Genomic DNA, 23,005 nt, shown 5'->3' with positions numbered 1-23,005 from the left:
CGGGCGGCGCGGACGGGCCCTGCGGGGCGCCCGGCGCCGCGGGCGGCGGCGCCACAGGGGGCGCCGCAGAAGCGTCCCCGAGCGGCGCGGCAGGCGTAGCGGGAAGATCCGCCGACCCGTGCGGAGCCGCCCCTTCGGGCTCGGCGGCCGGTTCGGGCCGCGGGTAGGCGGGCGGCGTGTACGCGCCGACCGCCTCGGACGACGGCACGTCCACGGCGAGAGCGTCCGCGGTCGAAAAGTCCGCAGCCGGAACGTCCGCGGCGGGCGCGTCAGCGGCGGGCGCGGCCGCCGCGGGGGAGGCGGTGCGACGCCCGACCCGCGGGGGCCGCGGGTCGCCCTCGGCGATCTGCCGGACGAACCAGGAGGGCAGCCGGCCCTCGATCGGCGGCGCCGCGTCCGGCGCGTCCGGCGCGGGCGCGTCGATCGCCAGCCACCAGCCCGGGTGCGGCCAGCTCTGCGCCAGGTCGGCGAACGTCAGCCGCAGGAAGTGCCGGTAGGCGGGCCCGAGGCAGGCGCGCATCGCGTCGGGCGAGGTGTAGGCCAGCACGTGGGTGCGGCCGTCCTCCTCCCGGGTCGGCCACGTCGGCTGCGCCTGGCCGGCGAGCACGTCGTCGATGAGCTCGGGGGGCACGGGGATCACCAGCTCGCTGTCGGCGAGCAGGCGGAAGTACCCCTCATGGTCTCCGGCCCGCACTGTCTCGTCCAGTCGGCGCTCCAGTTCCGACGTGGGTCGCCACGCGTCGGCCACGGTCGCCTCCCCCTGTTTCATGCCGCGCTGTCCCTGCTGTCTCCGGCGCCGTCTCCGGTCCGGGTACGGACCTGCCTACGCTACATGGGCGAACAGGGCGAAAGCGCATCATCTTCCGCGGTTCAGCACACGGCACCGATGGCACTCAGCGCATCCACCAGCCGGTCGACGTGTTCGTCGGTCGTCCCCAGGCCCAGGCTGGCGCGGACCGCCGAGGCCGGGGCGGAGGCGTCGGCGCAACCGCCGGCGCCGGCCGCGCGCGGGGCGTCGGGCCGGTCGGCCAGCAGGTGCCGTACGAATGGATGAGCGCAGAACTTCCCGTCCCGGACGCCGATGCCGTACTCCCCAGACAGCCTAAGCGCCACGTCCCGCGCGTTCCAGCCGTCGACGGTGAAGGACACGATTCCCACGCGCGGATGGCGCTCGCCCCACAGGCTCAGCTGTCGCACCGCGGGAACGCGGGCGAGTCCCTGGCGCAGCCGGGCCAGCAGCCGCTCCTCCTCGGCGACGAGCGCGTCCCACCCGGCGGCGGCCAGCGTCTCGCACGCGGCCGCGAGCGCCACCACGCCCAGCACGTTCGGAGTGCCCGCCTCGTGGCGCTGCTGCGGGTCGGCGGCCCAGCGGGTGCGCTCGCCCACCGACACGGTGGCGCCCCCGCCCTTGAGGTACGGGTCGGCGGCGCGCAGCCAGTCGGCCCGCCCCGCCAGCACGCCCGCCCCGAACGGCGCGTACAGCTTGTGCCCGGAGAACGCGACGTAGTCCAGGCCGAGCGCGGTCATGTCCAGCGGCCGGTGCGGGACGAGCTGGGCGGCGTCCACGGCGATGCGGGCGCCGCGCCGCCGCGCCGCCTCCGCCAGCTCGGCGACCGGCCACAGCTCGCCGGTGACGTTGGACGCCGCCGTGACCACCAGCACCCGCGGGCCCTGCGGCGCGGCGGCCAGCGCCCGGTCGGCGGCGGCGACCGCCCCGGCCGGGGACGCGGGTGCGGGCAGCCGCACCGCCCGCCGCCACGGCAGCAGCGTGGCATGGTGCTCGGTCTCGAACACCACGACGGTGGTGCGCGGCGGCAGCGCGTGCGCCAGCAGGTTCATCGCGTCGGTGGTGTTGCGGGTGAACACGACCGACGCCCGCTCCCAGGCGCCGATGAAGGACCGCACGGTCTCCCGCGCGCGCTCGTAGGCGGCCGTGGTCGCCTGGGAGGCGTACCCGGCGCCGCGGTGCACGCTGCTGTAGTACGGCAGCGCCCGCGTGACGGCGTCGTGCACCGCCTCAAGACACGGCGCGCTGGCGGCGTAGTCGAAGTTGGCGTACGGGACGTGGCGCCCGTCCTCCAGCGGTACCGGCGCGTCCGCGCCGACGATCCGCGGAAGTCGAGTCGGCGCGGACGCCGTCGGCTGCATCCAAGAAGAGGGAGCGAAGGGACGGGGGGACGTCGTGACAGCGGACATGGGTGCGACCTCCTTCGGGATCCAGGGATCCCGGGAGGCGTCCGCGGGATCCGCGCTTGCCGGACGCGGTGTGCGACTCCGGCCGGGTCCTCACCCGGGGCACCCCATCGCGGACGAAGGGTTGCCGGCCAGCAAGCCGGGGCTTCGCGCTGGCGCTCATGACCTTGTGCGGAAGTATAGGCGGATGTCGACGGTGATCACACGGGAGGATGCGATGCGGTACGGGACGGCCGGGAGGCTGGCCCAGGGGTTCGCGCTGCTGGCCGCGGCCGGGACGCTGGCGGGCTGCGGGCTGTCCGGCGGCAACACCGGCCAGGTCTGCGCCGACACCAGGGAGGCGTTCCGGCAGTACGTCTCCCAGGTGCGGGCCGTGCCGGCGAACGACCCGGCGCAGTGGAAGCAGGTCACCGACCGGTTCGCCGGACGCGTCGACGGGTTGGCCCGCCAGGCCGAGGACGAGAAGCTGAAAAACGCGCTCAAGACCGAGGCGAACCGCCTGCGCGGCGCCGCCGCCGGCGTGGGCTCCGGTGACGCGGCGCAGCTCAACGCCGTGATGACCGACGCCCCCGACCGCATCGGCGCGGCCTGCGACTGACCGCGGGGCGGGAGAACGGCGGAGGGGCCCGGCGAGATGCTCGCCGGGCCCCTCTCACGTTCACGCCGGAACCCGCCGCGGGGCGGCCGGGGGCGCGCCGGTCGGGTGCTAGCCCTCCGGTCGGGGCGGAGTGCCGCTTCCGCCGTCGCCCCCGCTTCCGCCGTCGCCGGCGCCCCCGCCGTCGCCTCCGCCGGAGCCGCCGTCACCGCCGTTCCCGTTGCCGGTGCCGCCGCCGGGCAGCTGCGGCGTCGTCTCCCGGGGGGTGCCCGCCGGCTGCCTGCTGGACGGCCGGTCCGCGCGTTCCGGAACGGACTGCCGCACCCCTCCCTGCCCGCGCGTCGTCGGCGCGTCGTTCTGCCGCCCGTACGGCTCGCCCACGTAGGAGCCGGGGGACATCGACGGGGAGCCGAACCCCTTGGGCGTGAGGTTCTTGAGGTTCACCGCGCGGCTGACGTAGGAGTTCCAGATCTGCGCGGGCAGCTGCCCGCCGTACACCCCGTACCCGGGGATGCTCAGCGGCTTGCCGTCGCTGCGGAACATCGCCACCGACGTCGCCAGCTGCGGGATGAACCCGTTGAACCAGATCGCCCGGCCCGCGTCGGTGGTGCCGGTCTTGCCCGCCACGTCGCGGCCGTCGGCGAGCTGGGCGTTGCGGCCGGTGCCCGCCTGCACCACGCGCTGCATCGCGTACGTGGCGTCCCGCGCGACCTGCGCGCTGAACACCCGCGCGCCCTTCTCGGAGAAGCGGGTGGTCTTGCCGGTGTTGTCGGTGACCGACTTCACCACGTAGGGGGTGCGGTGCACGCCCTCGGCGGCGAACGTCGCGTAGACCCCCGCCTGCTGCACGGGGTGCACGGAGATCGTGCCCAGCGGGAAGGTCGGGTACTTGTTGGCGCCGTTGGCGGTCAGCTGCGACTTGGGGATGCCCATCTTCTCGGCCATCTTGGTGACCTTGTCCAGGCCGACCTTCTGCCCCAGGTTGACGTAGGCGGTGTTGACCGAGTTCTGCGTGGACGTGACCAGGTTGATCGTGCCGTAGCTGCGGTTGCCGTCGTTGTGGATCGCCGTGCCGTTGTAGTACTGCGGGGAGCTGCCGTCCACGTAGGTGTTCAGGCTCAGCCCGCTGTCGAGCGCGGCGGCCAGCACGATCGGCTTGAACCCGGACCCGGCCTGCGCCCAGTCGCTGAACGCGCTGCTGAGGGCCTCCTCCAGGTAGCCGCGCCCGCCGTAGAACGCCACCACCTGCCCGGTCTCGGGGTCCACCGAGACCAGCCCGGTGCGGATCTGCTTGCTCATCCCCTTCGGGAGGCTGCCGCGCACCGCCTGCTGGGCGGCGTCCATCAGCTCCTTGTCGAACGTCGTGGTGATCTTCAGGCCGCTGCGGTTGATCTCGTCCTCGGTGTAGCCGCGCCGCTCGGTCAGCTCGCGCTTGGCGATGTTGACCATGTAGCCCTTCTGGCCGCCGAGGATGTCGGTGACCTTCTGCTTGATCGGCTGCGGGAACGTCATGCGCGCGGCGTCGGCCGAGGAGATGGCGCCGTCGCGGACCATGTTGTTCAGCACGGCGCGCCAGCGGCTCTCGGCGTAGGCGCGGGTGGAGCCCGACGGCTCGGCGAAGTTGCTGGGCTGCTGGATCGCCGCCGCCAGGTAGGCGCCCTCGGCCGGGGTGAGCTGCCCGACGTCCTTGCCGTAGTACGCCCGCGCCGCGGCCTGCACGCCGTAGGCGTCGCGGCCGAAGTAGATGGTGTTGAGGTACTGCTCCAGGATCCAGTCCTTGGACTTCTCCCGGCCCACCTTCAACGAGACCATGATCTCTTTGAGCTTGCGGGAGATCGAGCGTTCCTTGCCGATGCCGCCGTAGTAGTTGCGGACCATCTGCTGGGTGATGGTGGACCCGCCCTGCAGCTGCTCACCGGAGACCGTGGACCAGAAGGCGCGCAGCGTGCCCGGAATCGACACCCCGGGGTCGTCGTAGAAGCTGCGGTTCTCCGCCGCGATCACCGCGTCGCGCACGCCCTTGGGGATGGTGTCGAGCCGGACCGCGTCGCGGTTCACGCCGGTCTTGGCGATCGGGGTCTTGCCGTCGGAGTACAGGAACGTCGGCCCCTGCGCGACCGCCTCCTCCTGAGGGGACGGCACCGGCGTCAGCAGGTACGCCACACCGAACGCGGCGACGGCCAGGCCGACGAGGCCCAGCACCGCGAAGAGCACCCGCCGCCCTACGCGCGCCGCCTTGCCGCGCGGCTTCTTGTGCTTCTTCTTCGCGTCCATACCCCCCTTCCGCGCCTTCTTCGTCGTGTCCGCCGGAGGCTTCGCCGCCGCGGGCTCCTGCTTCTGCGCGGCGGCCGCCTTGTCGGCCCCAGCATCCCCGACGCCCTTGGATGCGGTCTCGTTCTTGTCCTTAGCGTCGCCGGAACCAGACGCGCTGTTGGTGCGGGCGGACGCCGCGGCCTCGCCGTCCGTACCGGCGCTGGTGCCTGCCCCGGTGGAGGGGGCCGCCGGTGCGGGCGGGTCGATGACGGTGAGGTCGGGTGTCGTGGCGGCCGCTCCCGCGCTCTGCTCGGCCTTGCCGGTGTCGCTCGTGCCGGCGGCGGGGGACGTCGCGGTGTCCGCGGCCTTCTGGGTGCCCGCGGCGCTGCTCGCGGCCATGCTCTCGGCGGCGTCCGCGGTGGTGTCGGCGTCCGCGCGGTCACCCGGGTTCGCGTCGTCGCCGGCGTCGGCGGCGGTGTCCGCGTCCGTACCGGCGCTGGTGCCTGCCCCGGTGGTCGGAGCCGCCGGTGCGGGCGGGTCGATGACGGTGAGGTCGGGTGTCGTGGCGGCCGCTCCCGCGCTCTGCTCGGCCTCGCTCGCGTCGCCGGAGGACGGGCCGTCGTCCGCCTCAGCCGCGGTGCCCGCCCTTGAACCCGTGCCCGTGCCTGAGCCCTTGCCTGCGGCCGGGGCCGCGGCGGCGCCGGGGCCGTCGCCCGCATCGGGGGCGGTGTCCGCCTGCGCGCCCTTGCCCGTGCCGGAGTCGGCGTCCGCTTCCGCTGCGGTGCCCGCCTCCGGGCCCGTGTCAGGGACCGCGCCGGTGTCCGGCTCGTCGTTTGTGTCCGAGTCGGCGCCCGCGTCCGCGTCCGTGTCCGTGTCTGCCGGGCCGCCGGTGTCCGTGACGCCGCTCAGCTCCACCGTGGTGCCCGGGTCGGCGCTACCGGGCTCGGACGCGGTGTCCTCGTCCGCCGGGGTGCCGGGGGTGGCCGCCGCGTCGTCTTCTTCATCGGGGACGGACCGGGACGCGGCCTTGTCCGCGGCGTCGTCGTCCGGAGGCTCGCCCTCGTCCCGTGTATCGCGCTCGGCCGCGGCCCGGGGCGTTTCGCCGTCCGCGGGAACGGCCTTGTCGGCCGTGAGGTCGTCGCCGAGGTCGCCCTGGCTCGGCCCGGCGGGCTCGGTGCCCCCCGGGCGCCTTTCGGTGTCGCTCACTTGCCCCCCGTGATGATTTCGTTACAAACGATACCGGAGGGGAGTGATTCATTACGGCCGGTCACTGTGCACTCCCGTTGGCTGTCTCACTACAACGACGATCAAGCGGTGCGGAGGGTTGTCCGAGGCCGCCTGACGTGGTTATTGACACATTTCACCGGCGGCGACAAAGCAACGGCGGGGCGCCCCTCCGGGGTGCCCCGCCGTTCGCGCGTCCCGCGCCGTGCGGTCCGCCGCGCTATGCCGTCGCGCGCCGTCTCACCGAAGGGTCACTTGGGAACCGTGCCGAGGATGTCGACGACGAACACCGTGGTGTCGTCGCCCTTGATCCCGGCCGACGGATTGCCGTCCTTGCCGTACCCCTGGTCCGGCGGCAGGACCAGCAGGACCCGGCTGCCGACCTTCTGGCCCTGCAGCCCCTTGAAGAAGCCCTTCATGCCCTCGGTGGTGCTGAGCGGGAACATGGCGGGCGAGCCCTTGCTCCAGCTGTTGTCGAACTCCTTGCCGTCCCGCCAGATCACGCCCTTGTAGTTGACGAACACCGTGTCGTCCTTGGTGGTCTGCGGGCCGGTGCCCTCGATGAGGGTCTTGACCTGCATCTTCTTGGGCGGGTCGGTCTTGGGCACGGTGAGCTTGGGCCCCTTGCCCGCCTCCATGGCGCCCACCGACGGCAGGTCCTTGTCGTCCAGCGGCTTGGCGGTGCCCTTGGCCTCGGCGTTCTTGGGGTAGACGGCGAGGACGTCCACCACGAAGACCACCGAGTCGTTCTCGCCGAGCCCCATCTGCGCCGCGGACTCGCCGAAGCCCTCCTTCGGCGGGACCTGCAGCACCACGCGGCTGCCCGCGGTCTGCCCGACCAGGCCCTTGTCCAGCCCCTTGACCTCGGTCTTGCCGATCGGCATCGGCACCACCTGCTGGCCGGCGGGCAGCTTGAAGGACGACTGCAGCTCCTTGCTGGTGCTCTCGTTGACCTTGTCGCCGGTGCCCTTGGCCCACTGGTAGAAGACGAACTTGACCAGCGCGGTGTCACCGTTGGCGATCTTGGTGCCGGTGCCCTTGATCTTCTGGGTCACCTTCAGCTCGCCGTCGGGGAGGAGCTTTTTGGGGATGGTGACCTTGGGCGTCTGCCCGAACGCGCCGGTGACCTCGATCTGCGGGCCGGGACGGGTGACGTACCACGTCGTGAAGCCCGCCAGGGCCAGCACGGCCGCCATCGTCCCCGCGATGCCCAGGCGGCGGCGCCTGCGGGCCTGCGCGGCGGTCAGCGCGGACGGCCGCGGCCCCCGGCCGCGCCCGGCGCTGATGCCGTGCGGGGTGAACTCCGGGCTGCGGATGTTCTTGGCGCTCGGCAGCTTGGCCTTGACCGCCGGTTCGCCCCGGGGCTTGTCATCCTCAGGCATGTTTCCTCACTCGCTCCGGGCTCGACGACACCACGAGACGACCACCTTTCCAGCTCCGGCCTAAGGGCGGCGTGAAAAGCCGGGAAAGGAGGCCGGGTCGCAATCTACCGGCCGCTACGCGATGCCGGGCCGGTCGCGCGCCAGACCCCGCGCACCCGCCGCCCGGGCGGCCCCGCCGGGCTGCTCGTCTCGGCACGCCAGGCATCCTAGTGCCGCGCCGTCCCGGAACCGGGCGACGTCCGACCCCGGCCGCCGCATTTTCACCGGCGCGCCGGGCGGGGGCGTTCAGCGGCGGACGGCCGGGGCCTGCCGGTCGATCTCCCGCCCCAGCGCGAGCACCATGTCGTTGATCGCCTCGACGCCGTATCGGGCGCGCAGCGCGGGGTAGACGTTCTTGCGCGCGGCCTGGCGCAGCATGCCGCTGAGGGCGGTGTGGTGCACGGGCCGTCCGGACGACAGGTCGTCGTAGGACGTCCGCGCGACCCGCAGCAGCTCGGGATGCCGGGCGGACTCGCTCATGATCATGCGGACGGCGTCGGTGAGTTCCATGCCCCGGAGTGTAGGGAAAGGCCGGGGAGCCCCGGCCGTTCTGGCACCCCGGGCAGGATTCGAACCCGCGACCCGCTGCTTAGAAGGCAGCCGCTCTGTCCAACTGAGCTACCGGGGCCTGCTGCTACGGAGGTGAGGGTACTACTCAGGCTGACCTGCGTGCGACAGGCATTTTCCCGCATCGGGCAAGGTCCGGGCGGCGCCGGGCGGCCCGGACCGCCGTTTTCCACGGCCGCCGCGGCCGTCGGCGAGCGGACCGCCGCCGCGCGCGGCCGGATCGGGCCACGGGGCCGGGGCGCCGGGCGGCGTTCCCCGGGCGGCGGAGCCGATTCGGCGAGGGCGCGCCGCACCGCGGTGATCATGGCGGCGGCGCGGGACTGATCGGTTGGACGATTCGCTGATCTGCTGATCGGAACCGGCGGAGCGCCTAAGGTCTTGCCCCGTGGCTGTGAACGTGGAGATGCCGCTCCCCGGCGGGGACGTCACGGAGGGCGTCGTCCGGGTGGGGGACACGGTGCGCCGGCCCATGGGCCCGCACACCCCGGCGGTGCACGGGCTGCTGCGGCATCTGGAGAGCGTGGGGTTCGACGGCGCGCCGCGGGTGCTGGGCGTCGACGAGCGCGGCCGGGAGATCCTGACGTGGGTGCCGGGGGAGACGCCGCACCACCCGATGCCCTGGTACGCGGCCACCCGGGAGGCGCTGGCGGGGGTGGCGCGGCTGCTGCGGCGCTACCACGACGCGGTCGCCTCCTACGAACCGCCGCCCGGGGCGCTCTGGGACGACCGGGCCGTCTCCGCCCTGGACGACGAACCCGAGATCATCGGGCATTGCGACGTGACGCCGGACAACGTGGTGTTCCGCGGCGGCGAGCCCGTCGCGCTCATCGACTTCGACCTGGCGCGTCCGACGACCCGGCTGTACGACGTGGTGACCACGCTGCGGCACTGGGCGCCGATCGCCGACCCCGCCGACCGGGACGCCCGGCTGTACGCCGCGAACGTGGGCGCCCGGATGCGGCTGTTCTGCGACGCCTACGGCCTGGACCGTGCCGGCAGGCGGCGGCTGCTGCCCGCCGCGCGGCTGCGGTTCGAACGCTCCTATGAGGCGATGCGCTTCCGGGCCGAGCACCTCGGCGGCGGCTGGGCCCGCATATGGCGCGGCGGCGTCGGGCTGCGCATCCGCCGCGCGCAGGACTGGCTGGAACGCAACTGGGACGACCTCGACGCGCACCTCCGCTAGGGGCATGCCGTAGAGATGTCTCCATGACATCGACATGGGTGGGCCGGGGTTCGCCTGAGGGACTGCTGCTGGGCGTCGCGCTCGACGCGCTGCTGGGCGACCCGCGGCGCGGGCATCCGGTGGCGGCGTTCGGCCGGGCGGCGTCGGCGCTGGAACGGCGCGTGTACGCCGATTCGCGTGCGCGCGGCGTCCTGTTCAGCGCGGTCCTGGTGGGCGGCGCGGCCGCGATCGGCGTCGCCGCGGAGAAGGCGGCGCGGGGCCGGGCGGCGCGCGCGGCGGCGACGGCGGCGGCGACGTGGGCCGTGCTGGGCGGCACGTCGCTGGGACGGGAGGGCCGCCGGATGGCGCGCCTGCTGGAGGACGGCGACCTGGACGCGGCGCGGCGGCGGCTGCCGCACCTGTGCGCCCGCGACCCCGACGGGATGGACGGCAAGGCGCTGGCGCGCGCCACGGTCGAGTCGGTGGCGGAGAACACCTCCGACGCGGCCGTCGCGCCGCTGCTGTGGGGCGCCGTCGCGGGCGTGCCGGGCCTGCTGGCCTACCGCGCGGTCAACACGCTGGACGCGATGGTCGGCTACCGCAACCCGCGCTACCTGCGCTTCGGGTGGGCGTCGGCGCGGCTGGACGACGCGGCCAACTGGGCGCCCGCGCGGCTCACCGGCCTGCTCGCCGTCGCCTGCGCCGCGCCGGGCGGCGGGGCCTGCGAGGCATGGCGGACGCTGCGCCGCCACGGGGCGGCGCATCCCAGCCCCAACGCCGGACGCTGCGAGGCGGCGTTCGCCGGGGCGCTGGGCGTGCGGCTCGGCGGCGTCAACGTGTACGGGGGACGGGCCGAGGAGCGTCCCGAACTGGGCGACGGGCGCGCCCCGGAAACGGACGACATCCACCGGGCCGTGCGGCTGTCCAGGGCCGTCACCCTGGCGGCGGCCGCCGCGGCGGCCGCGGGAGCGGCGGCGCTGCGGGCGGCCGCGGGCGGGAGGAAGCGCTGATGGGCGGCGGAACGCTGCTGGTGGCGGGCACGACGTCGGACGCGGGCAAGAGCCTGGTCACCGCGGGGCTGTGCCGCTGGCTGGCCCGGCGCGGGGTGAAGGTCGCGCCGTTCAAAGCCCAGAACATGTCGCTGAACTCGATGGTGACGGCCGACGGCGCGGAGATCGGCCGGGCGCAGTACGCGCAGGCGCAGGCCGCGGGCGTCGAGCCGCGGGCGGTGATGAACCCGGTGCTGCTCAAGCCGGGCAGCGACCGGCGCAGCCAGGTGGTGGTGCTGGGCCGTCCCGTCGCCGAGGTGGACGCGCTGGAGTACCGGGCGCACAAGGAGCGGCTGCGCGAGGTCGTGCTGGACAGTCTGGCGCGGCTGCGCGCCGAGTACGACGTGGTGGTGTGCGAGGGGGCGGGCAGCCCCGCGGAGATCAACCTGCGCGCCGGTGACATCGTCAACATGGGCCTGGCCAGGGCCGTCGGCATGCCGGTGATCGTCGTGGGGGACATCGACCGGGGCGGGGTGTTCGCGTCCCTCTACGGGACGGTGGCGCTGCTGGAGCCCGCCGACCAGGCGCTGATCGCCGGGTTCGTCGTCAACAAGTTCCGCGGGGCGGTCGAGCTGCTGGAGCCCGGGCTGGCGCGGCTGGCGGAGCTGACCGGGCGGCCGACGCTGGGCGTGCTGCCCTGGCGGCCGGGCCTGCACATCGACCCCGAGGACGGCCTCGCGCTGGACGCGCCCCGCCCCGACGCGCGCGCCCCGTACGGGCGGCAGACGCTGCGCGTGGCCGCGGTGCGCTTCCCGCGCATCTCCAACTTCACCGACCTGGACGCGCTGGCCTGCGAACCGGGTGTGGTGGTGCGGTACGCGACCAGCCCCGGCGACCTGGCCGACGCCGACCTGGTGGTGCTGCCCGGGTCCCGGGCGACCGTCGCGGACCTGGCGTGGCTGCGCGAGCGCGGCATGGCCGACGAGATCGTCCGGCGGGCGCGGGAGGGGCGGCCGGTGCTCGGCGTCTGCGGCGGCCACCAGATGCTCGCCCGGGAGATCCGCGACGACGTCGAGTCGGGCGCGGGGCGCGTCGACGGCCTCGGCCTGCTGCCGACGCGCGTGGTGTTCGCCCCCGACAAGACCCTCGCCCGTCCCACCGGCACCGCCTACGGGCATCCGGTGCGCGCCTACGAGATCCACCACGGGCGGGTGGAGGTGCAGGGCGGCGAGCCGTTCCTGGACGGCTGCCGCGTGGGCGCGGTATGGGGGACGACCTGGCACGGCGCGCTGGAGAACGACGGCTTCCGGCGGGCGTTCCTGGCCGACGTCGCCCACTGCGCGGGCCGCGACTTCACCCCGGCGCCCGACGTGTCGTTCGCCGCGCGGCGCGAGGCCATGTTCGAGGCGGTGGGCGACCTGGTGGAGGAGCATCTGGACACCGACGCGGTGTGGCGGCTCATCGAAGGCGGCGCCCCGCCCCGCCTGCCGGTCCTGCGCGGCGCGCTGACCGCGGGCGGCTAGCCGCCCGGCAGGGGCGACGGACCCTCCGCGGCAGGTCAGGGAATTCGGTCGCGGCCGCCGGGCGGCGCTATGGTGATCCATTCCGGATCGCGCGAGGGCGCGCGCCCGGCGCCGCGGCCCCGCGCGGCCCCGCGCCAGGCCCGAGCAGGCCCAAGGAGGAAACGACCCGTGACCGAGCCGCGGACCAGTCTCATCGTCCCGTTGATGAAGGCCCGGGTGCCGGCCGAGGTGCAGCTGGAGTTCCCGCTGCCCGCCGAGGAGGAGCCGATCCGCGACCCGCTCGCGGGGGACCTGTACGTCACCTACGCGCTGGAGCTGACCGGGGAGGCCGCGGGCGGCGCGGGCAGGCCCGGCGGCGCGGGCGGCCCGCGGTACGAGCACATCGCGCGGCGGCACTGCGCGGAGCTGGGCGTCGCGCCGGAGGACCTGCGCCGCCTCGCCGTCGTCAACCTGCGCAACCGGCGCCCCGACCTGGCGCTGAGCTGGTATCCGGACGTGCGGGCCGTCACGGTGTCGCTCGGCGCGGTGCCGGGCGCGGGCGACGCCCCATCGCGGTTCGGGGGGCTGGAGGCGGGCCTGCTGCTGGACGACGGCTTCCTGGAGAAGCTGGCGCAGGACGTGGAGGGCGACCTGGTCGTCGCCACGCCCGCGCGGGACGTGTTCGTCGCATCCGGCACCGGTCACCCCGACGGGGTCGACAAGCTGCGCTGGGCCGTCGGGCAGGTGTGGGCCGAGGGCCGCCGCGGCGACGGCGACCCGGCGTGGGACGTCCCGCCCGGGCAGATGCTGTCGTGCGATCTGCTGGTGCGGCGCGGCGGCGCGTGGGAGGTCCTCCCCGTCTGACGCGGCACCACCGGGGTGTTTTATGTCCCGATTCGGGGCTGCTCGGTAGACCGAAAAATAACGAACGGCGTGTGTCCGTGTGCCTACCAGGCGTAATCTCCGCGTGTCACCCCCTAGGCACTACGGAGGTCCGCTATGGATGGCAATGTCGCCACCGCGCTCGCCCGACGGGCGGAGACCTACGGTTGGAGTGACCGCCCGCTGTTCCGTACCGGCGACGGGACGGTGACCCACGGCCAGGCGCACGCCGCCGCCGCCCGCGCGTCCGGCGTCCTGCACGCCGCCGGGGTGCGGCCCGGACACCGGGTGCTCATCGCGCTCCCCGACTCGCCCGGCTACGTCGCGGCCCTCCTCGGCGCCCTGCGGCTCGGCGCGGTCGCCGTGCTGACGGGGCCCGAGCAGAGCGAGCGGCAGCACGCCTACGTCGTGTCCGACGCCGAGCCGACCGCCGTGGTGTGCCCGGCGGGCCTGGCCGCCCGGTTCCCGTCCGTGCACGTCCTGACCCCCGAGGACCTGACGGACGAGCCCTCCTCCGTGCCCGACCCCGTGCCGGTGGCGCCCGGTGCGGCCGCGTACGTCCAGTACACCTCCGGCACCACCGGCGCGCCCAAGGGCGCCGTCCACCGGCACGCCGATCCGGAGATCTACTTCCGGGCGATGGGGCTCGGCGCGCTGGGCGTGACCGCCGACGACGTCGTCTTCTCCCTGGCCAAGGCGTGCTACCCGTACGGCCTCGGGGCCACGGTGTTCTTCCCCATGTTCTGCGGCGCCTCGTCGGTGCTGTGGCCCGACCAGCCGAGCGTCGAGGGCGCCGCCGATCAGGCGCGGCGGCACCGCCCGACCCTGCTGTTCACCGTGCCGACGTGGTACGCGCGGCTGGTGAACGCCCCCGACCCCGGGCCGGTGCGGTCGGCGTTCCGCACGCTGCGCGCCGCCGCCTCGGCGGGGGAGCCGCTGCTGCCGGCGCTGGCCGACCGCATCGAGGAGTTCTTCGGGTGCCCGGTGCTGGACGGGCTGGGCAGCACCGAGGTCGGGCACACGTTCGTCTCCAACACCGTCACGCGGCGGCGCCGGGGCTCCCTCGGCGTCGTCCTCGACCCCTACGAGATCGATGTGCGCGTGGAGCGCGCCGTGGGCGGCCCCGGGGCGGGGCGGGGCGGCCCGGCCGGCCGGGTCGAGTCGGTGGGGGCCCCGGTGGGCGGCGCCGGGAACCGCCGCGGCCGCCGCATCCCCTCGGTGGGGGCGGGGACGCTGTACGTGCGCGGCCCGTCGGTGATGGCCGGGTACCTCGGCAAGCCGGAGCGCACGGCCGAGGTGCTGGACGGGGACGGCTGGCTGCGCACCGGCGACCTGGTGCACGTCGATCCGGACGGCTTCGTGCACCACCACGGCCGCGTCCTGGACCAGGTGACGGTGTCGGGCGACCGGTTCTCCCCGCTGGAGGTCGAACGGGTGCTCGGGCAGCACTCGGGGGTCGTCGAGGTCGCCGTCGTCGGAGCGGCGGGCGGGGCGGGCGCGCTGCAGGCGTTCGTGGTCCCGGCCGAGGGCGCGGCGCCGCCGGACGATCTGGCCGGCGAGCTGCTCGCGCTGGCCCGGCGCCGCCTGCCCGCGCACAAGGTGCCGCGCTCGGTGACGTTCATGTCCGAACTGCCGCGCACCGCCGCGGGGAAGATCAGCCGTGCCGCACTCGCCCGGCGCCGCTGAGCGCCGGGCCCGCGGCGCCGGCGGTGCCCGTCCGGACGCCTACACCTTGATGTTCAGCTTCTCCAGGGCGTCCACCAGCGGGGCCAGCTCGGGCAGCTCGGCGGCCTCGCGCAGCGCCTCGTCCAGGGCCGCGTTGTGGACGGGCACCGCCGCGTCGTGCAGTTCGCGCCCTGCGCCGGTGGCCTCGGCGCAGATGCCCCGCCGGTCCTCCTCCGACAGCACGCGGGTGATCAGGCCGCGCTTCTCCAGCCGGGTCACCAGGCGCGTGGTGGCGCTCTGGCTGAGGACGAGCCGGTCGGCCAGCTCCTGCATCCGCACGGGCCGGCCCTCGCCGAGGTGGTGCAGGGCGCAGAACTCGTTGACGCTCAGCCCCACCGCGTCCTGCAGTGCGCGCTCGATGCGGTCCTCGATGCGGGTGCTGAGCGCGGCGAGCGTCCGCCAGCCCTGGGCGCGGGCTTCGTCGGGGCGTGACACGGCTCACCCTCCTCGCGTTTGCGGCAGAAGATACTTGCATGCTGAGATAGCGGGCGTCTGCAAATAACCGGCGCATGCAAATAATGCATGCGCTCACTACCCGCGTACGCCACTGATCCTACCGGAGGGTACCGGACATGCCCCTTGCCCTGCTGGCGCTGGCACTCGGCGCCTTCGGCATCGGCACCACCGAGTTCGTCATCGCCGGACTGCTGCCCGACCTGGCCGCCGACTTCGGCACCTCGATCCCCACCGCCGGACTGCTGGTGTCCGGCTACGCCTTCGGCGTCGTGGTCGGCGCCCCGCTGGTCACCGCCCTCGGCGCCCGGCTGCCCCGCAAGGGCATGCTGCTCGGCCTCATGGGGCTGTTCGTCGCCGCGCACGTGCTGTCCGCCCTGGCGCCCGGCTACGGCGCGCTGATGGCCGGACGGATCGTCGCGTCCTTCGCGCACGGCGCGTACATGGGCGTCGGCACGGTCGTCGCCGCCGACCTCGTCCGCCCCGAGAAGCGGGCCAGCGCCATCGCCACGATGTTCCTCGGACTGAGCCTGTCCAACGTGCTCGGCGTGCCGTTCGGCACGTTCGTCGGGCAGCAGCTCGGCTGGCGCACCACCTTCTGGATCATCACCGGCGTCGGCGTGCTGGCGTTCGCCGGGATCGCCGCGCTCATCCCGCGCGGCCCCCGGCCCGACACCGGCCTGCGCCGGGAACTGGCCGTCTTCCGCGACCGCCAGGTCTGGCTCGCACTGGTCATGACGGCCCTGGGCTGGGCGCCGGTGATGGCCGTCGTCACCTACGTCGCGCCCCTGCTGACCGACGTCACCGGGTTCTCCGCGGGCGCCGTCCCCGTGGTCATGGTGCTGCTCGGCCTCGGCATGGTCGTCGGCGGCCCCCTCGGCGGCCGCTACGCCGACCGCGCCCTGATGCCCAGCGTCTACGCGATCCTCGCCGCGCTCATCCTGGTGTCGGCCGCGCTGCTGGGCGCCGCGCACCACAAGGCCGCCGCCGTGGCCGCGCTGACCGTGTTCGGCGTCGTCGCCTCGGCCACCATCCCGGCGTTCCAGACCCGCGTCCTCGACAAGGCCGTCGGCGCCCAGGCGCTGGCCTCGGCCGCCAACGTCGCCGCGTTCAACCTCGGCAACGCCGTCGGCCCGTTCCTGGCGGGCCTGGCCATCAGCGCGGGGTACGGCTACACCTCGCCGCTGTGGGTCGCCGCCCTCCTCGGCCTCGCGGGCCTGGCGGTCGCCGTGCTGTCCGGCGCCCTGGACCGCCGCTCCGCCGCGCCCGCCGCACAGGCCGCGGCGCCGCGTCCGCCCGCGAGGACGCACTGACCCGCGTCCGCCAGATCGGATCACACCGCTCCGGATCGCCGGCGGCGGCCGCGGCCTGCGCCTGGAGGCGCAGCCGCAGCGGCGCGACGGCGGGCGGATACGGCTCCTGGCGGTCCTGCGCCGCCGCCGAAAGCCGCAGCGCCGCGGCGGTGCCGCCGCGCTGCACGGCGGTGAGCGCCTCCAGCAGCTCGGCGTACGGGTGCTCGCACTCCACCAGCGCCCGGTGCGTCTCCGCCAGCTCGTCGAACCTGCCCTGCATCAGCCGGATCATCCAGTGGAAGTGCGGCGCCGTGAACGCCAAGGCGGAGCCGCACGCGTGGTCCGCCAGGGCGGCGGCGTGCTCCTCGGCCTCGGCGAACCGGCCGTGCAGCGCCTTGACGATGCACCGGTCGGTGTGGGCGCCCAGCCGCAGCATCTCGGTCTCGGCGTGCCAGGCCATCGCCACGGACCGGTGGAAGTACTCCAGGTGGCGCGGGTCGCCCTGCTCCAGGAGGGCGACCCAGCGAAACGACGTCGCCAGGTAGGCCGTCTCGGTGTCGCCGATCCGCCGCGCCAGGTCGGTCAGCTCCTCGAACAGCGCCAGCCGCTCGGCGGCGGTGCCGATGCCCTGCAGGGCCTCGTGCCGGGCCCACGGGCTGAACAGCAGCGTCTCGTCGTCGCCGCCGCGCGCCTGCCGGGCCACGGCGGCCGACAGCTCCTGCGCCAGCCGGATGGGCGGCAGCCGCGCCGGCGCCGGGGCGCCGTCCAGCACCATCCGGCGGTGCGCCTCCTCCAGCACCGCCACCCGCAGCCGCTGCCACGGCGCGGGCGGCCGGTACGGGTAGACGGCCAGCGCCACCCGGGCCGGCAGCGCGGTGTCGCCGGCCTCCCGGGCGAGGGCGGCGGCGCGTTCGAACACCCGCCAGGCGGCCTCGGCGTCGTCGCGCGCCGGCCGGCGGCCCAGCTCCAGCGAGATCAGGGCGCGCACGGCGGGCCGTTCGGCGGGCGCGCGCTCCAGCGCCCGCCGCAGGTGCCCGACCGACTCCTCGTGCGCGAGCCGGCGGTCGGCGTCGCGCGCGGCGGCCCGCAGGTGCTCCACCGCGCACATCGGGTCGATCTCGTCCCCCGCCAGGTAGGCGTGCTGGGCCGGCTCGGCGGGCAGCAGCCGCTCCGCCGCCGCCGGTGCGGCGGCGGGCGCACGCACCACGGCGGCGTGCGCCCGCCGCGCGTCGCCGTCCTCCAGCGCCTCGTACAGGGTCTCCCGGACCAGGTCGTGCACGAACGCGAACCGGCCGCCGTCGCGTGCGACGCCGATGCCCGCCGCGACCGCCTGCGCCAGCCGCCGCCGCACCCGCGGCACCGGTTCGGCGATCGCCGCGGCCAGCACCGCGACGTCGTCGTCGCGGCCCAGCACGGCGGCCGACTCCGGCAGCCGCGCCACCGCGCCGGGCAGCAGCGGCAGCCGCCGCCGCACCGCGTCCCGCACGCCCGGCGCGACCGCGTTGACCGAGCCGCCGCCGTGCCACAGCCGGGCCGCCTGCTCGACGAAGAACGGGTTGCCGCCCGTCCACCGGTGCACCTCGGCGACCAGGGCGCCGTCCGGCCGCACGCCGACCGTGCGGTGGATGAGCCGGCCCACCTCCTCCCGGCCGAGCCCGGCCGGCGTGACGACGGTGGCCTTGGCCGCCAGCGGCGGCAGCAGCGAACGCAGCGGGTGCCCGTCCCACTCCGCCTCCACGTCGCGGTACGTGCCGACCAGCAGCAGCCGCTCGAACCAGGTGTGCTGGGCGACGAACTCCAGCAGCCGCACCGACGCGGCGTCCGCCCGGTGCAGGTCGTCCAGCGCGACCGCCACCGGCCGCCGCTGCGCGACCGCCACCGGCCGCCGCTGCGCGACCGCCACCAGCGCGCTGGTCACCGCGTCGTACACGGGGAAGCCGTCGGCGACGGGCGACTCGCCCAGCAGCACCGCCAGCCCGCCGCCCGCGGCCGACTCGGCCGCCGCCCACTCCGCCGCGTCCACCGAGCGCCGCAGCGCCCGGAGCACCTGCGTCCACGGCCAGTACCCGGGGGCGCTCGACGAATCCCAGCACGACCCGCCGAGCACCAGCACGCCCTTCTCGCGCGCCTCCCGCATCGCCTCCGTCACCAGCGCGGTCTTGCCGATGCCGGCCTCCCCGGCCACCAGCACCAGCCCGCCGTGGCTGGCCACCGCGCGGTCCACCTCGCCGCGCAGCACCGCAGCGGCGTGGTCACGTCCGAGCAACGTGGAAGTCATGGTGGGCCGCCGTCCTCCAAGGCGTACGAGTCCGTCCTGACGCTAACGGCCCGTTACGACGTTTCTCGGCGCCGAATGCGGATGCGTTTCCCGCCGACCGCGCTGTAGGGTCCGCCGCATGGTGGAGACAGGGCAGGTCATCGCCTTCTCGGCGATGGCGGCGGTCATCATCCTGATTCCCGGGCCGAGCGTGCTGTTCGTCATCGGCCGGGCGCTGGCCCACGGGCGCCGCACGGCGCTGGCCGGGGTGGCGGGCAACGCGCTCGGCCTGCTGGCGGTCTCGGCGGCGGTGGCGCTCGGCGTCGGATCGGTCGTGGCGCGGTCGGCCGCGGTGTTCACCGCCCTGAAGCTGGCGGGCGCCGCCTACCTGATCTACCTCGGCGTGCAGGCGATCGTGCAGGCGGTGCGGCAGCGCCGCGGCCTGCCCGGCGCGGCGGCGGACGCCGACCCCGCCCCGGGCGGCGTCCGCTCGGTGTGGCAGGGGTTCGCGGTCGGCGTGACCAACCCCAAGACGATCGTGTTCTTCGCCGCCGTGCTGCCGCAGTTCGCCCGCCCCGAAAACGGCCACGTCCCGTTGCAGATGATGACCTTCGGGCTGATCACCGCCGTGATCGCGCTGGTCGGCGACGGCCTGTGGGGCCTGGCGGCGGGCACCGCCCGGGACTGGTTCGCCCGCTCGCCGCGCCGCCTGGCGGCCGTCGGCGGCACCGGCGGCCTGATGCTGATCGGCCTCGGCCTCACCGTCGCCGCCACCGGCCGCAAGGACTGAGCGCGCGCACGTGACCGCCCGCCCTCCGCGCGGGTCAGGTCTCCCGCCATGCCAGCTTGATGAGCATGTTCTTGGCCTCCTCGGCGACCTCGGCGTCGGCGACGACGTCGTAGCGGGCGGCGACGATCTGGCTGTTGGAGGCGAAGTCGCGGCGGCCTCCGGTGAAGGCGTGCGCGATGAAACCGAAGACCGCCCCGAACACGGCGCCGATGACGATGCCGCCGGCCAGCAGCGGCGGCACGTCGCCGTGGTTCCTGGTGAACAGGGTCAGCAGCAGCCCGATGAGCAGGCCGAACCAGGCGCCGCTGCCCGCCCCGGCCAGGGCGGCGCGGCCCTTGGTGAGACGCCCGAGCACGGTCTCCACCATCTTCAGGTCGGAGCCGATGATGGCCGTCCGCTCCACCGGGAACTTCTCGTCCGACAGGAAGTCGACCGCCCGCTGGGCCTCCGCGTAGGTGCTGTACGACCCGACGACCGACCGGTCGGTGTTCGGCTTCGGTTGCGTGTTCATGTGCGTCCGTCCTTTAAGTCCGCCCTATCGCCGCATGCACTACCCACCGCCGCGCGCGACGCACATGCCGAAAGCCCCCGATGTCACCGGCGATCAGCGGGGGACGGGGCGGCGGCGGGCTGGGAGCCGAAGGTGATCAGCGGGACGGGCTGGTGGCCGCCGAGGAGACCAGCACGACCGGCGTCTCGGCAGCTCGCGATGCGCCCCGTGCGTCACCGGTGATCCGGATGGTGGTCACGAGCGTGTCCTGCTTCGCCGGGGGCTGGACGCTGCCCTTCGAACACCGCCGCGAATACATCGGGGCGGACAGCGAGCCGACCGGCGTGATCAGGAAGGCGGCTCCGACAAGGGAATGATGTCCTCTGCTCTGCACAGGAGAAGACGTGCGGCCGTCATGATGCCCGCCGCAGGTCGTATCGTCCGGCCTTGATGTCTGCGGTGAGTGCGAGCAAAGTCGTCGGGGCGAGGACGAGCTTGGGCCCGTCGGGGTCTGTGGAGTCTCGTACGGCGATCCCCGTGGTCAGGGATGCGGCTTCCACGCAGTTGAATTCCTCGTCGCTGTGGCTGGACTTGCGTCAGGAGCTGCGGAGAGCCATGGTCGTCCTCATCTGTCGTAGGCCGCGGCGATCGCCGTGATTAACATGCGCGGACGGTCGGCGACCAACGGGCTTGGGGCAGCGCGAAGGAGGGAGCGACGACGGGCTGAGCGTTCACGTGCGCAACACGGCGATCATGCTGGGCATGAACGTGGACCCGCCTTTGCATCTGCGCTGATCGTGACGGTCAGAGACATGGCTTCGGACACTGGATCGATGTGCTCTGTCCTGCACCAGGTCGGACGTGCGGCCGTCATCATGCTCGCCGGAGGTCGTATCGTCCGGCTTTGATGTCCGCGTTGAGGCTGTGCCAGGCCGTCGAGGCGAGGACGAGCTTGGGCCCGTCGGGGTCTCTGGAGTCGCGCAGGGCCACTGCACCGGGCAAGAAGGCGGCCTCGACGCAGTTGTATTCGGGGCCGCTGTGACTGGACTTGCGCCATGTGGTGGGTGAGACGTGCATCCCGAACTCACCTTTCGAAGCTGGTTGCGATCATCCGTATGTAGTCGAGTGATCGCTCAGGCGGCAGGGACGTTCTGGTCAAAGTATCGACATCTGCAACAAATGAGTCCACCTCTGTGGGGCTGTCGACGAAGCTGAGTGAGCGGTTGCCCTCCTGGTGGACGAGAGGGCGAGCCCGTTCGAACTCGAGGATGCTGAATCCGCCGACCAGCGCCGCATGGGCTCCGGCGTGAAACGGGATCACGCGCACCGTGATGTTCGGGCGTTGGGCGAGACGTGCCAGAACCCGAAGTTGCTCGGCCATCACCGTGGGGCCGCCTACCGGGCGGCGGAGCGCGCTCTCGTCGATGATCGCGATCAGTTTCGGCGGAGCGGGACGGCTCAGGATGGCCTGGCGCCCCAACCTCGTGGCCACGCGGGTCTCGATCTCCAGGGGTGGTATGTCGGCGGCCCGCATGATCGCGCGGGAATACTCTGGGATCTGGAACAGCCCTGGGATCAGCGCCAGTTCGATGTTGGTGATGCGTACGGCTTGTGATTCGAAGCCGATCAAGGCCTTGAGAGGTGACGGGTAGATCGAGTCGCCGGTCTCCCACCAGCCGGGGGTCTCGGCGTCCCGGGCCAGACTGAGCAGACGTTCGCGTTCGGCCCCCGTCGCGCCATAAGCGCCCAGGATCATGGCGACCTCCTCGGCCGACGTAGCGCGCAGACCGTTCTCGGTGCGGTTGAGCATTGACGGCGTCCAGCCGATCCGCGCGGCGGCGGCCCTGGTAGTGAGATCGACCTTCTTGCGTAGGTCGCGGAGTTCAGCGCCGAGGGTTCGGCCACGTGCGGTTGCCACCTTCTTGATCACGACAACCTCCTCCGAGGGGTCAGCGGCCCGGATGTGTGCGCTATCCGGACGTCTTTGTTGCATGCCTTGCAACTCGTGGCGGACATCTCGCTGTCCGTGGAAGTGTCAACGCACAAGCTAATACACAGAGTGATCATTTGATGATTCTCTGTGAGATTCCTCGATGTGGCGTGAGGAGGGGATATGGCGGGTGGGCGGACGCTTGATCGGTCGATGCGGGCGGTGCATCTGACCTGGCTGGCGGAGAATCTCGCGCTGCACTCGTTCGAGGCGGCCGTGGTCGGGCCGCCCGGGGCCGAGGTGCTGCGCCTGGTGACCAGGGGAAGCGGAAGCATCCGGTATGTGGTGTGCGTGCCCGCCCCTCAGGTCGGGACGTGGGCATGGCTCTGGTCGAACGGGTGGGCGCTGGTCACCGACCCGAACGCCGTCGCCATGATCGCGAAGGCGATGCGGTCGTGATCGCCCGTATCCCGCTGTGGTCGGAGCATCCGGCGGCTCTGCCGACATCCGACCTGTGGAGGGCACGGGTTTGGCGGCTGTCGTCTCAGCACGCGGAACGCAGGGCGCGGGCCGTCGTGCGAGACGCACTGACGCGGGCGGGGGTATCGGCGGACACGGTCGCCGACATGGAACTCGTGGTTGCGGAGTTGGCCGCCAACGCCGTACAGCACGCAAGGTCCCCATACGAGCTGCGGATCATCTTCGCGGGCGTCGACTCCCGCGCGGTGTGGTGCGAGGTCGCGGATTGCGACCCCTCCCTTGGGCGGATTCCCGAACTCCTGAGCGCGGCAGCCGTCCCCGAACCGGATGGTGATCTGGACGCCGTGATCGCGAGCCTGACCGTCGGTGGCCGGGGCCTCGCGCTGGTCCACGGCCTGACCGCAGGCCGCTGCGCCGTCTACCCGACGACCATCTGCTCGCCTCCGCGCCCCGGCAAGGCCATCGGCTTCGCCCCGCTGTGACGCCCGCGCCGTCAACGGATGCAGATTTCGCGTCGGAGTTGATGTATGTGCGGCAGGCGCCCGATGGCGGCGACGACCCGACTCGCTCGTCGCGCGCGTGACTGTGGACGATCGGGTTCTGTCGCCGGCCCTTGGTCGGAGAGTGCTGCACCGTTCACCCGGTAAGCGCATGCTCCTCCTACCGGCCCGGCCGGGTATTCGGTCGCGTTCTCTTGTGACGTCGATCCGAAGGAGTGTTGCCGCTGTGGCCATCCTGGGGCGCGCCCTAGGGCGTGTCCGGTGGATCATGCGTTGATCCAGAACAAGGCGGTGACCAGC

At 73.8% G+C, this 23,005-nt stretch carries 20 protein-coding genes, 1 tRNA gene, 2 pseudogenes and 1 riboswitch; of the genes and pseudogenes, 11 read left to right on the top strand and 12 right to left on the bottom strand.

The window, feature by feature from the left end; all coding sequences use genetic code 11:
• On the bottom strand, positions 1-769 hold a 769-nt coding region (locus tag ABD879_RS25830), incomplete at its 3' end, for an SseB family protein (protein ID WP_345024211.1).
• Between the two features lie 101 nt (positions 770-870).
• Positions 871-2,196 (bottom strand): aminotransferase class V-fold PLP-dependent enzyme, encoded by a 1,326-nt coding sequence (locus ABD879_RS25825; RefSeq protein ID WP_345024210.1) that lies wholly within the window; start codon positions 2,194-2,196, stop codon positions 871-873.
• A gap of 47 nt (positions 2,197-2,243) precedes the next feature.
• Positions 2,244-2,360, bottom strand: a riboswitch (SAM riboswitch).
• A 50-nt stretch (positions 2,361-2,410) separates the two neighbouring features.
• On the opposite strand from ABD879_RS25825, the gene ABD879_RS25820 reads away from it, so the two are divergent.
• Positions 2,411-2,791: a hypothetical protein gene (locus ABD879_RS25820; RefSeq protein WP_345024209.1), complete on the top strand. Its 381-nt coding sequence runs from the start codon at positions 2,411-2,413 to the stop codon at positions 2,789-2,791.
• 108 nt (positions 2,792-2,899) lie between these two features.
• On the opposite strand, the gene ABD879_RS25815 is transcribed toward ABD879_RS25820, so the two are convergent.
• The 4 genes from ABD879_RS25815 to ABD879_RS25800 form a co-directional block, all read right to left on the bottom strand.
• The gene (locus ABD879_RS25815) at positions 2,900-6,247 is read right to left on the bottom strand and encodes a transglycosylase domain-containing protein (protein ID WP_345024208.1); all 3,348 of its coding nucleotides are present in this window, start codon (positions 6,245-6,247) and stop codon (positions 2,900-2,902) included.
• 269 nt (positions 6,248-6,516) lie between these two features.
• Entirely contained in the window at positions 6,517-7,647 is a 1,131-nt protein-coding gene (locus ABD879_RS25810; RefSeq protein ID WP_345024207.1) for an FKBP-type peptidyl-prolyl cis-trans isomerase, read from the bottom strand.
• Between the two features lie 285 nt (positions 7,648-7,932).
• On the bottom strand, positions 7,933-8,196 hold the full coding sequence (locus ABD879_RS25805; protein ID WP_345024206.1) for a hypothetical protein: 264 nt from the start codon (positions 8,194-8,196) through the stop codon (positions 7,933-7,935).
• 41 nt (positions 8,197-8,237) lie between these two features.
• Positions 8,238-8,314: transfer RNA gene (locus ABD879_RS25800), tRNA-Arg, on the bottom strand.
• A gap of 324 nt (positions 8,315-8,638) precedes the next feature.
• Here ABD879_RS25800 and ABD879_RS25795 point away from each other — a divergent pair.
• The 5 genes from ABD879_RS25795 (at position 8,639) to ABD879_RS25775 (ending at position 14,474) form a co-directional block, all read left to right on the top strand.
• Positions 8,639-9,436 carry a phosphotransferase enzyme family protein gene (locus tag ABD879_RS25795; RefSeq protein ID WP_345024205.1) on the top strand — a complete coding sequence of 266 codons (798 nt, stop codon included), beginning with the start codon at positions 8,639-8,641 and terminating at the stop codon, positions 9,434-9,436.
• 23 nt (positions 9,437-9,459) lie between these two features.
• Positions 9,460-10,425, top strand: coding sequence for a cobalamin biosynthesis protein (locus ABD879_RS25790; protein ID WP_345024204.1), 966 nt, complete (start codon positions 9,460-9,462; stop codon positions 10,423-10,425).
• Positions 10,425-11,927 carry a cobyric acid synthase gene (locus ABD879_RS25785; protein WP_345024203.1) on the top strand — a complete coding sequence of 501 codons (1,503 nt, stop codon included), beginning with the start codon at positions 10,425-10,427 and terminating at the stop codon, positions 11,925-11,927. The genes ABD879_RS25790 and ABD879_RS25785 overlap by 1 nt, the downstream gene beginning before the upstream one ends.
• A gap of 168 nt (positions 11,928-12,095) precedes the next feature.
• Positions 12,096-12,770, top strand: a complete 675-nt coding sequence (locus ABD879_RS25780) for a DUF1444 domain-containing protein (RefSeq protein WP_345024202.1) — start codon at positions 12,096-12,098, stop codon at positions 12,768-12,770.
• Between the two features lie 135 nt (positions 12,771-12,905).
• Positions 12,906-14,474 carry an AMP-binding protein gene (locus tag ABD879_RS25775; protein ID WP_345024201.1) on the top strand — a complete coding sequence of 523 codons (1,569 nt, stop codon included), beginning with the start codon at positions 12,906-12,908 and terminating at the stop codon, positions 14,472-14,474.
• A 39-nt stretch (positions 14,475-14,513) separates the two neighbouring features.
• On the opposite strand, the gene ABD879_RS25770 is transcribed toward ABD879_RS25775, so the two are convergent.
• Entirely contained in the window at positions 14,514-14,948 is a 435-nt protein-coding gene (locus ABD879_RS25770; protein WP_345024200.1) for a MarR family winged helix-turn-helix transcriptional regulator, read from the bottom strand.
• Between the two features lie 137 nt (positions 14,949-15,085).
• Here ABD879_RS25770 and ABD879_RS25765 point away from each other — a divergent pair, with 137 nt between their 5' ends.
• Positions 15,086-16,279 carry an MFS transporter gene (locus ABD879_RS25765; protein WP_345024199.1) on the top strand — a complete coding sequence of 398 codons (1,194 nt, stop codon included), beginning with the start codon at positions 15,086-15,088 and terminating at the stop codon, positions 16,277-16,279.
• Between the two features lie 1,744 nt (positions 16,280-18,023).
• Here the strand turns inward: ABD879_RS25765 and ABD879_RS25760 are convergent.
• Positions 18,024-18,536 (bottom strand): annotated as a pseudogene (locus ABD879_RS25760) (ATP-binding protein); the annotation flags it as partial.
• Positions 18,537-18,654: 118 nt separating this feature from the next.
• On the opposite strand from ABD879_RS25760, the gene ABD879_RS25755 reads away from it, so the two are divergent.
• Positions 18,655-19,305, top strand: a complete 651-nt coding sequence (locus ABD879_RS25755; RefSeq protein WP_345024198.1) for a LysE family translocator — start codon at positions 18,655-18,657, stop codon at positions 19,303-19,305.
• 34 nt (positions 19,306-19,339) lie between these two features.
• Here ABD879_RS25755 and ABD879_RS25750 read toward each other — a convergent pair whose 3' ends face one another.
• Positions 19,340-19,816, bottom strand: a complete 477-nt coding sequence (locus ABD879_RS25750; protein ID WP_345024197.1) for a YflT domain-containing protein — start codon at positions 19,814-19,816, stop codon at positions 19,340-19,342.
• Between the two features lie 152 nt (positions 19,817-19,968).
• On the opposite strand from ABD879_RS25750, the gene ABD879_RS25745 reads away from it, so the two are divergent.
• Positions 19,969-20,172, top strand: a complete 204-nt coding sequence (locus ABD879_RS25745; protein ID WP_345024196.1) for a hypothetical protein — start codon at positions 19,969-19,971, stop codon at positions 20,170-20,172.
• Between the two features lie 36 nt (positions 20,173-20,208).
• On the opposite strand, the pseudogene ABD879_RS25740 reads toward ABD879_RS25745, so the two are convergent.
• The 3 genes and pseudogenes from ABD879_RS25740 to ABD879_RS25730 all read right to left on the bottom strand — a co-directional run.
• A pseudogene (locus ABD879_RS25740) lies at positions 20,209-20,379 on the bottom strand (DUF397 domain-containing protein); the annotation flags it as partial.
• 289 nt (positions 20,380-20,668) lie between these two features.
• Entirely contained in the window at positions 20,669-20,872 is a 204-nt protein-coding gene (locus ABD879_RS25735) for a DUF397 domain-containing protein (protein WP_345024195.1), read from the bottom strand.
• A gap of 7 nt (positions 20,873-20,879) precedes the next feature.
• Positions 20,880-21,725 (bottom strand): helix-turn-helix domain-containing protein, encoded by an 846-nt coding sequence (locus ABD879_RS25730; protein WP_345024194.1) that lies wholly within the window; start codon positions 21,723-21,725, stop codon positions 20,880-20,882.
• Between the two features lie 213 nt (positions 21,726-21,938).
• On the opposite strand from ABD879_RS25730, the gene ABD879_RS25725 reads away from it, so the two are divergent.
• Positions 21,939-22,184, top strand: coding sequence for a hypothetical protein (locus ABD879_RS25725; RefSeq protein WP_345024193.1), 246 nt, complete (start codon positions 21,939-21,941; stop codon positions 22,182-22,184).
• Positions 22,181-22,687 (top strand): ATP-binding protein, encoded by a 507-nt coding sequence (locus ABD879_RS25720; RefSeq protein ID WP_345024192.1) that lies wholly within the window; start codon positions 22,181-22,183, stop codon positions 22,685-22,687. The genes ABD879_RS25725 and ABD879_RS25720 overlap by 4 nt, the downstream gene beginning before the upstream one ends.
• The last annotated feature ends 318 nt before the right edge of the window (positions 22,688-23,005 follow it).

Origin of the sequence: Actinomadura keratinilytica (genome assembly GCF_039539665.1) — a bacterium.
Taxonomy (GTDB): Bacteria; Actinomycetota; Actinomycetes; order Streptosporangiales; family Streptosporangiaceae; genus Spirillospora; species Spirillospora keratinilytica.
The sequence above is the reverse complement of the archived record's forward strand: the minus strand, read 5'-3'. Positions and strand labels throughout refer to the sequence as shown.

Coding starts and splice junctions, on each gene's coding strand:
- ABD879_RS25825 (WP_345024210.1), bottom strand. CDS start 2,196: ATGTCCGCTGTCACGACGTCCCCCCGTCCCTTCGCTCCCTCTTCTTGG.
- ABD879_RS25820 (WP_345024209.1), top strand. CDS start 2,411: ATGCGGTACGGGACGGCCGGGAGGCTGGCCCAGGGGTTCGCGCTGCTG.
- ABD879_RS25810 (WP_345024207.1), bottom strand. CDS start 7,647: ATGCCTGAGGATGACAAGCCCCGGGGCGAACCGGCGGTCAAGGCCAAG.
- ABD879_RS25805 (WP_345024206.1), bottom strand. CDS start 8,196: ATGGAACTCACCGACGCCGTCCGCATGATCATGAGCGAGTCCGCCCGG.
- ABD879_RS25790 (WP_345024204.1), top strand. CDS start 9,460: ATGACATCGACATGGGTGGGCCGGGGTTCGCCTGAGGGACTGCTGCTG.
- ABD879_RS25785 (WP_345024203.1), top strand. CDS start 10,425: ATGGGCGGCGGAACGCTGCTGGTGGCGGGCACGACGTCGGACGCGGGC.
- ABD879_RS25775 (WP_345024201.1), top strand. CDS start 12,906: ATGGATGGCAATGTCGCCACCGCGCTCGCCCGACGGGCGGAGACCTAC.
- ABD879_RS25765 (WP_345024199.1), top strand. CDS start 15,086: ATGCCCCTTGCCCTGCTGGCGCTGGCACTCGGCGCCTTCGGCATCGGC.
- ABD879_RS25755 (WP_345024198.1), top strand. CDS start 18,655: ATGGTGGAGACAGGGCAGGTCATCGCCTTCTCGGCGATGGCGGCGGTC.
- ABD879_RS25750 (WP_345024197.1), bottom strand. CDS start 19,816: ATGAACACGCAACCGAAGCCGAACACCGACCGGTCGGTCGTCGGGTCG.
- ABD879_RS25735 (WP_345024195.1), bottom strand. CDS start 20,872: ATGCACGTCTCACCCACCACATGGCGCAAGTCCAGTCACAGCGGCCCC.
- ABD879_RS25725 (WP_345024193.1), top strand. CDS start 21,939: ATGCGGGCGGTGCATCTGACCTGGCTGGCGGAGAATCTCGCGCTGCAC.